Below are 10,617 nucleotides of genomic sequence, written 5' to 3' on the forward strand. Positions count from 1 at the left end.
CGGCGTGTTGTTGCCACCAGACCGTCATTCGAGGTCAGGAGGGCGGCGGAGTAGGAAGCGCCGGCGGAGGCGGAGCCTCAGTCCTCGTCGTTGAACGCCCAGTCGAACATGTCGAAGACGAACTCCGAGAAGGTGCCTTCCTCGCTCTTCCACTGGCCGCGGGCGTTGTTGCGGCGGTACACGATGGGATCCGGGACGCTGAGGTCGCCGATGCGGAAGCCCCAGGTGAAGTTTTCCTCCTCGTCCTCGAGGAACATGAGGAAGCCTTCGTCGTCAACCTCGAGTTCCTCGGGGTCCCAGAAGTAGTGGTAGGCCTCCATGAGGTCCTCGCACCCGCCGAGGGCCAGGTAAAACTCGCGCAGCACCAGGGGGATGGTGAACTGATGTTCGGCGAGTTCCGCGTCGAGCTCCGCGTCGGGAAGCCCGTCCTCTTCCTGCCATTCGTCTTCGAGATACTTCGGAACAAGCGCGCGGAACTTCTCGAGGAACATGTCAGTCATGGCTCTTATCCTAGCTAATCCCGGCCCCTAGAATTTCCCGAGTCCAGCCCCAGCCGGTGCCACCCCCGGACGGCCAGCGGAGCGTGCCACGAACGGCGCCAGGCAGCCACGCGGAAGGCGAACACCACGGCCGCCACGGCACACGCGGTCACCGCATTGAAGGCCCCCGAAACCCAGAGCACGGTGGTCAGCGCGGCACCGGTGAAGGCCGGGAGAGCATAGATGTCCTTGGGGTCGAACAGCTGGGGCACCTCATTGGCGGTGATGTCGCGCAGCAGGCCCCCGCCCACCGCCGTCGTAACGCCGAGTAGGACGGCCGCAACCGGATTCATCCCGGAGGACAGTGCCTTGAGCGTGCCGGTGATGCAGAACAGGGCCAGGCCGCCGGCGTCGAACAGGATCAGGAGGGAGGTGAAGCGCTGGACGCTGGAGAACAGGAAGTACACCAGCACGGTGGCCAGCACAGGAGGCGCCAGGTAGGCCGGGTTGGTGAAGGCAGCCGGCGGACCGGTGTTGAGGATGATGTCGCGAATCACGCCGCCACCGAGCGAAACAATGGACGCGAGGAGGAGGGAACCGATGATGTCGAACTGTTTCCGCGCCGCAAGCAGCGATCCAGAGACGGCGAAGAAGAAGATACCGGCCAAGTCCAGCCATACCAGGGCGATGTCAAAAGGGAATGTCATGGAGCGTCCCGGCTTATTTCAAGGGGCGGACAGTGCGGCTCCAACGTTACGCTAGCCCCTATGAATAGCCCGATCATGATCGCCTGTGCCCACGGGACGTCCAACGCGCAGGGAGCTGCCGAGGTCAACGCCCTCCGCGGCGGCATCGCGGCGCTCCGCCCGGGACTCGACGTCCGTGAGGCCTATGTGGACGTCCAGCAGCCCGATCTTGTGGACGTGGTGGCCGGACTTCCTGAGGACCCCGACGGCGGATCGGCCGGCCCCTCCGCCGTGGTGGTCCCGCTCCTGCTCAGCGTGGGCTATCACGTGAAGGTGGACATCGCGCGGGCCGTCAAGAGCCGGCCCGGCAGCATCGCGGCAGCGCCCCTGGGCCCGGACCCGCGACTGGCAGCGCTGCTGGACCAGCGCCTCCGCGAGGCCGGCGTCACCGACAACGACGCGATCGTCCTCGCCGCCGCAGGCTCCTCGAACCCCAACGCCGCGCTCAGCGTTGAGGAGCTCGCCGGCCAGCTCCGCGCGCTGCGCTCCAACCGGATCCTGCCCGCTTACGGCGCCTCCGCCAAGCCGTCAGTCCCCGATGCCGTCGCCATGCTCCGCGAGGAGGCCTCGGGCGGTGCCGGGGCGGGGGAGTCCGCCGGGGCAGTGGATCTGGGTGGCCGCGTGGTCATTGCGTCGTACCTCCTGGCGCCGGGCTTCTTCCATGACCAGCTCGCCAAGGCCGGGGCGGACCTGGTGACGGAACCGCTGCTGCCGTCGCCTGTGCTCGCCGAGATCGCGCTGGAGCGTTACGACGCGGCGCTTGCGGCGCAGCACGCTCCGGCCTGACGCCCCGGCACTGACGTTCCGGCCTGACGCCCCGCAGGGCTGGTTTCGCAGGGGTGATTCCGCCGCGAGCCCGAAGCACAGGCGGGACGGCTGTTCAAGGCCCTTCGGCGATTCATGACGAAATGTTTCCCTAGGTGACTTAGCGTTTCCGGGGCCTTTGTGACGGGTTTCCGGGCGGCCCTACAGTCGATGCATGACTGATACAGCTCTAGCCGGAGCGGCCACGGACAAGCCCGCGCGCCCAGCCCGTGCCTCCCGCCCCGCCGCAAAGCCTCACGGCCAGTGGAAGGTGGACGGAACCACGCCGCTGAACGCCAACGAAACCTGGAAGCAGGAAGACGACGGCCTCAACGTCCGCGAGCGTATCGAGTCGATCTATTCCAAGGACGGCTTCGACTCCATCCCGGGCCAGGACCTGCACGGCCGCTTCCGCTGGTGGGGCCTGTACACCCAGCGCAAGCCCGGGATCGACGGCGGCAAGACCGCCACGCTTGAGCCGCACGAGCTCGAAGACAAGTACTTCATGCTCCGCGTGAGGATCGACGGCGGCGCGCTCACCACCGAGCAGCTGCGCGTGATCGGCAACATCTCGGTAGAGTTCGCCCGCGATTCCGCGGACCTCACCGACCGCCAGAACATCCAGCTGCACTGGATCCGGGTCGAGGACATCCCTGAGATCTGGAACCGGCTCGAAGGCGTCGGCCTGTCCACTACGGAAGCCTGCGGCGACGTCCCCCGCGTCATCCTGGGTTCGCCGGTGGCCGGCATCGCCAAGGACGAGATCATCGACCCCACCCCGCTCATCGCCGAGCTGAGCGAGCGGTTCATCGGCAACCCGATCCTGTCCAACCTGCCGCGCAAGTACAAGACCGCCATCACGGGCCACCCCAGCCAGGACGTGGTGCACGAGATCAATGACTTCGCCCTGGTGGGCGTCAAGCACCCCGAACTCGGCATCGGCTACGACCTCTGGGCCGGCGGCGCACTGTCCACCAACCCCATGCTGGGCAAGCGCCTCGGCGCGTTCGTCACGCCCGAGCAGGCTGCCGACGTATGGCTCGGCGTCACCAGCATCTTCCGCGACTACGGCTACCGCCGCATGCGTACCAAGGCCCGCCTGAAGTTCCTCATGGCCGACTGGGGACCCGAGAAGTTCCGCCAGATCCTCGAGGACGAATACCTAGGCTACAAGCTCGCCGACGGCCCCGCCGCACCCAAGCCGGCCACGCCGGGCGACCACGTGGGCGTGCACGAGCAGAAGGACGGCAAGTTCTTCATCGGCGCCACCCCTATTGCAGGCCGCCTCTCCGGCGCGCAGCTGGTGAAGCTCGCGGACACCCTCGAGGCCCGCGGCTCCTACCGCCTGCGCACCACGCCGCACCAGAAGCTCGTTGTGCTGGACGTGCCCAAGGACGAGGTGGAACCGCTGGTCGCCGAGCTCGACACCCTGGGCCTCTCCGCCCGGCCGTCCGTTTTCCGCCGCGGCACCATTGCCTGCACCGGCATCGAGTACTGCAAGCTGGCCATCGTGGAAACGAAGGTCACCGCAGCCACTGCGATCGCCGAGCTGGAACGCCGCCTCGCGGACCTTGCAGACAGCGGACAGCTGCCGAATGCCTTGTCCCTGCACATCAACGGCTGCCCCAACTCCTGCGCCCGCATCCAGACCGCGGACATCGGGCTCAAGGGCATGATGCTTCCCACGCCCGACGGCGACCCCTCCCCGGGTTTCCAGGTCCACCTGGGCGGCGGGCTGGCTTCGTCGGACCGCGAAGAGGCCGGCCTCGGACGTACCGTCCGCGGCCTGAAGGTCTACGTCGCGGACCTGCCGGACTACGTGGAGCGGGTTGTCCGCAAGTTCGTGGCCGAGCGCGCCGAAGGCCAGACCTTCGCCGAGTGGGCCCACGCAGCAGACGAGGAGGCACTCCAGTGAATCCCCAGCCACTCCCCAACCTCGCAAGCTCGGCCGGGGACCCCGGCGGCCGTGGCCCCTCTTTTGGGATTGACCCCGTGGTTGAGCCGGTTGAAACCCCTGCCAAGCGCTCCGTCGAGGAGCTCAAGGCACTGGCCGAGGCCGGCGCCGCCGAGCTGGGCTGGGACGCCCCGGCCCGCGACGTGATCGCCTGGGTTGAGCGCAACTTCGACTTGCCCGCCGTGGCCGTGGCCTGCTCGATGGCCGACGCCGTTCTGCCGGCGCTTGTGGCGGACCAGCTTCCCGGCGTCGACGTTCTTTTCCTCGAGACCGGTTACCACTTCCCGGAAACCTATGCCACGCGTGACGAGGTGGCCGCCAACCTCCGCGTCAACGTGGTGGACGTGCTCCCGGAGAACACGGTGGAGCAGCAGGACCGGCTCCTGGGCAAGGACCTCTTTGCCCGCGACGCCGCCCAGTGCTGCGCCCTCCGCAAGGTGGCTCCGCTGCGCCGCACCCTCGCCGGCTACGAGCTCTGGTTCACCGGCGTCCGCCGCGACGAGGCCCCCACGCGCACCAACACCCCCCTGGTGACGTGGGACGAAGCCAACGGCCTGGTTAAGGTCAACCCGGTTGCGGCCTGGACGTTCGATCAGCTGGTCCAGTACTCCGATGACAACCTCCTTCCCGTCAACCCGCTCCTCTCCCAGGGCTACCCGTCGATCGGCTGCCAGCCCTGCACCCGCAAGGTGGCACCCGGCGATGACCCCCGCGCCGGCCGCTGGGCAGGAACCAACAAGACAGAATGCGGACTACACGCATGAGCACTTTCTTAACTGAGGAGCCCACCCAGGTGACTGACGTCGCAGCCTCCACGCGCCTCTCCAGCCTGGACACCCTCGAGTCCGAGGCAATCCATATCATCCGCGAAGTCGTCGCCGAGTTCGAGAAGCCTGCGCTGCTGTTCTCCGGCGGCAAGGACTCCGTCGTGATGCTGCACCTCGCCACCAAGGCCTTCTGGCCTGGCAAGGTTCCCTTCCCGGTCCTGCACGTCGACACGGGCCATAACTTCCCCGAGGTCATCGACTTCCGCGACCGCACCGTTGAGCGCCTCGGCCTGAAGCTGGTTGTCGGCTCTGTCCAGGAGTTCATCGACCGCGGCGAACTGGCCGAGCGTGCCGACGGCACCCGCAACCCGCTGCAGACCGTCCCGCTGCTGGACGCCATCCAGTCCAACAAGTTCGACGCCGTCTTCGGTGGCGGCCGCCGCGACGAGGACAAGGCCCGCGCCAAGGAGCGCATCCTGAGCCTCCGCGACGAATTCGGACAGTGGGATCCGCGCAACCAGCGCCCCGAGCTGTGGAACCTCTACAACGGCCGGCACACCGTTGGCCAGCACGTACGCGCGTTCCCCATCAGCAACTGGACCGAGCTGGACGTGTGGCGCTACATCGAGCGCGAAAACATCGAGCTGCCCGGCCTGTACTACGCCCACGACCGCGAGGTCTTTGCCCGCGACGGCATGTGGCGCGCAGTGGGCGAAGTGTCCCAGCCCCGCCCCGATGAGGAAGTCATCACCAAGACCGTCCGCTACCGCACTGTGGGCGACATGTCCTGCACCGGCGCTGTTGAGTCAGCTGCCGCCACCGTGCGCGACGTCGTCATCGAAGTTGCCGCCTCCACCATCACCGAACGTGGCGCCACCCGTGCAGATGACCGCATCTCCGAGGCCGCCATGGAAGACCGCAAGAAGGATGGCTATTTCTAATGAGCACCGAAATCGATACAGCCCGCGCGGCGGCCCTTCTTGACGAGGCACCCCTCGCTCACGCCTCGCTGTTCCGCTTCGCCACCGCCGGATCGGTCGACGACGGCAAGTCCACCCTGGTGGGCCGCCTCCTCCACGACTCCAAGGCGATCCTCGCCGACCAGCTCGACGCCGTTGCCCGGACCTCTGCGGACCGTGGCTTTGGCGGCTCGGCCGGCGGCATTGACCTGGCACTCCTGACCGACGGCCTGCGCGCCGAACGCGAGCAGGGCATCACCATCGACGTCGCCTACCGCTACTTCGCCACGGACCGCCGCAGCTTCATCCTCGCGGACTGCCCCGGGCACGTGCAGTACACCAAGAACACGGTGACCGGCGCGTCCACTGCGGATGCCGTCGTCGTACTCATTGACGCCCGCAAGGGTGTCCTGGAGCAGACCCGCCGGCACCTGTCCGTGCTGCAGCTGCTGCGCGTAGCCCACGTGATCGTGGCCGTGAACAAGATCGACCTGGTGGACTTCAGCGAAAGCGTGTTCCGCGAGATCGAAGCCGACGTGCAGAAGGTGGGCCGCGAGCTCGGCCTCGGCGCTGACGGCATCACCGACCTGCTGGTGGTTCCGGTTTCCGCGCTCGACGGCGACAACGTGGTGGAGCGCTCGGAGCGCACCCCCTGGTACACCGGCCCGGCACTGCTCGAGGTGCTTGAGACCCTGCCCGCCGCCGACGAGCTGGAAAGCCACCTGGAAAGTTTCCGCTTCCCGGTGCAGCTGGTGGTCCGGCCGCAGGGTGCGCTGGCACCCGACGCGGTTGCCGGCGGACTCGACGTGGAGATGTACCGCGACTACCGCGCTTACGCCGGGCAGATCACCGAGGGCTCGGTCAAGGTGGGGGACAAGGTCAGCGTGCTGACCCCCGGCCAGGACCCCCGCACTACCACGGTGACGGGCATCGACTTCGCCGGTGCCGAACTGGACGAAGCCGTCGCGCCGCAGTCCGTGGCGATCCGCCTGGCCGACGAGTTCGACGTCGCCCGCGGTGACACGATCGCCGCCGCAGGCACCGTCCGCGAAAGCTCGGCTGACCTGTACGCCGCGCTCTGCTGGCTGTCCCCGAAGCCGCTCCGCGAGGGTGCCAAGGTGCTGGTCAAGCACGGCACGCGCACCGTGCAGGCCCTGGTCCGCAGCGTCAGCGGCAAGCTGGATCTCGCCACCTTCAAGCTTGAGGGCGCGTCCAGCCTGGAGCTCAACGACATCGGCCACGCGCAGCTCCGGCTCGCCGCCCCGCTGCCGCTGGAGAACTACCTGCACCACCGCCGCACGGGTGCGTTCCTGGTGATCGACCCGCTGGACGGCAATACGCTGGCTGCCGGACTGGTCAACGACCACCCGGGAGACCACGAGGACGAGCGCTACAGCATCTGATTCGCATTGACTGAGGCCCCGGCCCGGGAATTATCCGGACCGGGGCCTTCTCTGTGCCCGCCCCCCCAGGACCGGCCCCGCCCCGCGTGCCTGCCCGCAGGACCTGCCCCGCAGGACCGGCCCTGCCCGTGGGCCGCGTGCGGGAATCCCTTGACTCAGCCCCGTCCGTGGGCAATAGTTTCTCCGAATCCTGCCGGATCCTGGCCGCAGCCGGCCTGTTTCATCCAGCGGAGGGGAAGCCGTGGAAACCATCAATAGCAGGCTCATCAACTGGGCCTCGATCCTGGATGACAAGACGCGTGAGCAGGCCCTCGCCACGTCCCGGCTGCCGTTCATCTACCCGCACCTGGCTCTGATGCCGGACGCGCACCTCGGCAAGGGCGCCACGGTGGGGTCCGTCATTCCCACACTGGGCGCGATCATGCCGGCTGCCGTGGGAGTGGACATCGGCTGCGGCATGATCGCGGTCAGGACGCAGTACTCGCTGAAGGAACTGCCCCGGGACCGGAGGCGGCTGCGCGAGGACATTGAGCGTGTCATTCCACTGTCCGCAGGCCACAACAACCGGAAAGTCCTGGCCACTGCCGAACCCCGCGTCGCTGAGCTGGGGAGGCTGGCGGCCAAGGCGGGTTTTGATCCCGGCCAGTACGTGGCCAAGTGGGAGTTGCAGCTCGGCTCGCTGGGTTCGGGCAACCACTTCATCGAGGTGTGCGTGGATGAGACAGACGCCGTCTGGCTGTTCCTGCATTCGGGCTCGCGCGGCGTTGGCAACAAGATCGCGCAGCACCATATTGGGGTGGCGCAGCGGTTCAGCAGAGAGAAGCGGATCACGCTGCCGGACCCGGACCTGGCTTCCCTGGAGGAGGGCACCCCCGAGTTCACCCGGTACATCAAGGAACTGCGGTGGGCCCAGCACTTCGCCCTGCTGAACCGTGAGGAAATGATGGACCGGGTGATCACGCAGTTCGGCACCTGGGTGGGCGGCAGGGTGCATGAAAGCGAACGGATCAACTGCCACCACAACTTCACTGCGCAGGAAACCCATTACGGCAAGTCCGTCTGGGTGTCGCGCAAAGGGGCCATCAAGGCCGAGGCGGGGGACCCGGGCCTGATCCCGGGCTCCATGGGCACTGCCTCCTATGTCGTGGAAGGCCTGGGCAACCCCGTGTCGCTGAATTCCTCACCGCACGGCGCCGGCCGCGAATACTCCCGGAACGCGGCCCGCAAGACCTTCACCCTGGCGGAACTGAAGGAGGCCATGCACGGGATTGAATTCCGGGCCACCGAGGCGTTTATCGACGAGATCCCGGCGGCCTACAAGCCGATAGACCAGGTCATGCGCGACTCCGCTGATCTCGTCAAGGTAAGGCACAAGCTGCGGCAACTGGTCAACGTCAAGGGCGACTGAACCTGCACCGTCGGGGTGCTCTGGACGCTGCTGCAAGGCGGTGCCAAGGTGAAGCAGTAGGGGTGAACATTCCGGCACTGAAGCAACGGAGGATGTCATGAATCTCGACGAACTGGTCTTCCACCCCTGGGCGGTGCAGGGGCCGCGCGATGTGCCTACGTTTGTCGGTGGCTCCGGCAGCTATGTCGTCGACGCCAATGGACGGCGCTACCTGGATTTCAGCTCGCAACTGGTGTTCACCAACCTCGGTCACCAACATCCGCGCATCGTCGCTGCGATCAAGGAACAAGCCGACCGTCTGTGCACGCTTGCGCCCAGCCACGCGTCCGACGTCCGGAGCGAGGCGGCGCGGCTGATTGTGGAGGTCGCGCCGGAGGGCCTCGGGCACGTGCTGTTCACCACCGGCGGAACAGAGGCCATCGAGCATGCGGTTCGAATGGCGCGCCTTTACACGGGACGACCGAAGGTGCTCGCCGCCTACCGCTCCTACCATGGCTCAACGGCGGCATCGATCCACCTCACCGGCGACCCGCGCCGCTGGGCCTCGGACACCGGGGCGGCGGGTGCCGTCCACTTCTTCGGTCCTTTCCTGTACCGGTCGGCGTTCGGGTCGAGGACCCCGGAGGAAGAGTCCGAGCGGGCGCTCGCCCACCTCGAGCAGGTGATCCTCCTGGAGGGCCCCTCGACGATCGCCGGGTTGGTCCTGGAATCTGTGATCGGCAGCTCGGGCGTCATCGTGCCGCCAACCGGTTACCTGCGTGGGGTCCGCAACCTGTGTGACCGCCACGGCATCGTTTACATCGCGGACGAGGTGATGGTCGGCTTCGGCCGCACGGGAGCCTGGTTCGGCGTCGACCACGATGGCGTGGCACCCGACCTGATGGCGTTCGCGAAGGGAGTGAACTCCGGGTACGTGCCGCTGGGCGGCGTGCTGGTCGGCGACGCGATCTACGAGATGTTCACCAAACGCCCCTACCCCGCGGGCATGACGTACAGCGGCCACCCACTCGCCTGCGCAGCAGCCGTCGGCGCCATCAACGCGATGCACGAGGAGGGCACCGTCGCTGCAGCAGCACGCCTCGGCGGGGACGTCCTTGGGCCAGGACTCCGTGAGCTTGCGGCGAAGCATGAGTGTGTCGGGGATGTTCGCGGCATCGGCGGCCTCTGGACCGTCGAACTCGTCCGCGACCGGCTGACCAGAGACCCGCTCGTGCCGATAGGAGCCACTGGCGCGGCGAACGCGCCGATGGTCTCCTTCGTCAAGGCGTGCCTGGATCGGGGTCTGTTGCCGCTGACTATGGGCAACCGCGTCAATGTCGCTCCTCCCCTAAACGTGAACGACGCCGACGCCGCCGCGGGCCTCGCCATCCTGGACGACGCCCTGGCTGCGGCCGACGGCTATCTGTCTTAGGCCTGGGTCCACCGAAAGGACGGGCAGCGGAGGGTGGTCAGGTGCGAAGGCTGGCCCCCGTCCGAATGTGACGCTAGATGAACGCGCGTGACCCCCCGTTTCCGGCCCATTGAACCCTGTTTATGACACTCCCTATGGTGAATTCATGACTAGTTCCAGGCCGGGCATGACCCGCATTGAGGCCGGCGAGAGCCAGGGGCCCCAGCGCAGGCGTGCCCTGGAGATCGCCCTGGCCCTTGGTTTGGTCCTGCTGATCAGTGTGGGCGCCATTGTTGCCTCTGCCGTATCGCGGGATTCCAACGCGTCGGCTGCGCCAGCGGCCCCCAGTGGACCCGCCCATGAGCTCAAGCTGGGTTACTTCGGCAACATCACGCACGCCGCTGCCCTGGTGGGCGTCAATCAGGGCTTTATCAAGGACAACCTGGGCAGCACCAAACTCTCCACGCAGGTGTTCAACGCCGGCCCGGCGGCCATCGAGGCGCTCAACGCCGGGGCCATCGACGCGACCTACATCGGCCCGAACCCGGCCATCAACTCGTTCGTCAAGAGCAAGGGCGAATCCATCAGCATCATCGCCGGGGCAGCCTCCGGCGGCGCGCAGCTGGTGGTCAAGCCCGGGATTAAGACGCCGGCTGACCTGAAGGGAAAGACGCTGGCATCGCCGCAGCTGGGCGGCACCCAGGACG

At 67.3% G+C, this 10,617-nt stretch carries 9 protein-coding genes and 1 pseudogene; 8 read left to right on the forward strand and 2 right to left on the reverse strand.

Going from position 1 to position 10,617, the window contains the following annotated elements:
- Positions 1 to 77: 77 nt before the first annotated feature.
- Both AC1D14_RS10245 and AC1D14_RS10250 read right to left on the reverse strand, forming a co-directional pair.
- Positions 78 to 500 carry a hypothetical protein gene (locus AC1D14_RS10245; protein WP_230121220.1) on the reverse strand — a complete coding sequence of 141 codons (423 nt, stop codon included), beginning with the start codon at positions 498 to 500 and terminating at the stop codon, positions 78 to 80.
- A 14-nt stretch (positions 501 to 514) separates the two neighbouring features.
- Positions 515 to 1,186 (reverse strand): trimeric intracellular cation channel family protein, encoded by a 672-nt coding sequence (locus AC1D14_RS10250; protein WP_230121221.1) that lies wholly within the window; start codon positions 1,184 to 1,186, stop codon positions 515 to 517.
- A gap of 60 nt (positions 1,187 to 1,246) precedes the next feature.
- On the opposite strand from AC1D14_RS10250, the gene AC1D14_RS10255 reads away from it, so the two are divergent.
- From AC1D14_RS10255 to AC1D14_RS10290, 8 genes and pseudogenes are all read left to right on the forward strand, one after another.
- On the forward strand, positions 1,247 to 2,011 hold the full coding sequence (locus AC1D14_RS10255; protein WP_230121222.1) for a sirohydrochlorin chelatase: 765 nt from the start codon (positions 1,247 to 1,249) through the stop codon (positions 2,009 to 2,011).
- Positions 2,012 to 2,204: 193 nt separating this feature from the next.
- On the forward strand, positions 2,205 to 3,944 hold the full coding sequence (locus AC1D14_RS10260; protein ID WP_230121223.1) for a nitrite/sulfite reductase: 1,740 nt from the start codon (positions 2,205 to 2,207) through the stop codon (positions 3,942 to 3,944).
- A gap of 77 nt (positions 3,945 to 4,021) precedes the next feature.
- Entirely contained in the window at positions 4,022 to 4,747 is a 726-nt protein-coding gene (locus AC1D14_RS10265; protein ID WP_476968440.1) for a phosphoadenylyl-sulfate reductase, read from the forward strand.
- On the forward strand, positions 4,744 to 5,691 hold the full coding sequence (gene cysD, locus AC1D14_RS10270) for a sulfate adenylyltransferase subunit CysD (RefSeq protein ID WP_230121224.1): 948 nt from the start codon (positions 4,744 to 4,746) through the stop codon (positions 5,689 to 5,691). Before AC1D14_RS10265 ends, cysD begins: the two co-directional genes overlap by 4 nt.
- The gene (locus AC1D14_RS10275; RefSeq protein ID WP_230121225.1) at positions 5,691 to 7,112 is read left to right on the forward strand and encodes a sulfate adenylyltransferase subunit 1; all 1,422 of its coding nucleotides are present in this window, start codon (positions 5,691 to 5,693) and stop codon (positions 7,110 to 7,112) included. The genes cysD and AC1D14_RS10275 overlap by 1 nt, the downstream gene beginning before the upstream one ends.
- Positions 7,113 to 7,353: 241 nt before the next feature.
- The gene (locus AC1D14_RS10280; protein WP_230121510.1) at positions 7,354 to 8,520 is read left to right on the forward strand and encodes an RtcB family protein; all 1,167 of its coding nucleotides are present in this window, start codon (positions 7,354 to 7,356) and stop codon (positions 8,518 to 8,520) included.
- Between the two features lie 88 nt (positions 8,521 to 8,608).
- Positions 8,609 to 9,931 (forward strand): annotated as a pseudogene (locus AC1D14_RS10285) (aminotransferase class III-fold pyridoxal phosphate-dependent enzyme); the annotation flags it as partial.
- Between the two features lie 166 nt (positions 9,932 to 10,097).
- A partial coding sequence (locus tag AC1D14_RS10290) for an ABC transporter substrate-binding protein (RefSeq protein ID WP_476968441.1) occupies positions 10,098 to 10,617 on the forward strand: 520 nt, incomplete at its 3' end.

Source organism: Arthrobacter sp. P1_B11, assembly GCF_056406715.1.

What these genes read in the sequence shown, in the direction of transcription:
- AC1D14_RS10275 (WP_230121225.1), top strand. Translation starts at nt 5,691, where the DNA reads ATGAGCACCGAAATCGATACAGCCCGCGCGGCGGCCCTTCTTGACGAG.
- AC1D14_RS10245 (WP_230121220.1), bottom strand. Translation starts at nt 500, where the DNA reads ATGACTGACATGTTCCTCGAGAAGTTCCGCGCGCTTGTTCCGAAGTAT.
- AC1D14_RS10255 (WP_230121222.1), top strand. Translation starts at nt 1,247, where the DNA reads ATGAATAGCCCGATCATGATCGCCTGTGCCCACGGGACGTCCAACGCG.
- AC1D14_RS10260 (WP_230121223.1), top strand. Translation starts at nt 2,205, where the DNA reads ATGACTGATACAGCTCTAGCCGGAGCGGCCACGGACAAGCCCGCGCGC.
- AC1D14_RS10250 (WP_230121221.1), bottom strand. Translation starts at nt 1,186, where the DNA reads ATGACATTCCCTTTTGACATCGCCCTGGTATGGCTGGACTTGGCCGGT.
- cysD (WP_230121224.1), top strand. Translation starts at nt 4,744, where the DNA reads ATGAGCACTTTCTTAACTGAGGAGCCCACCCAGGTGACTGACGTCGCA.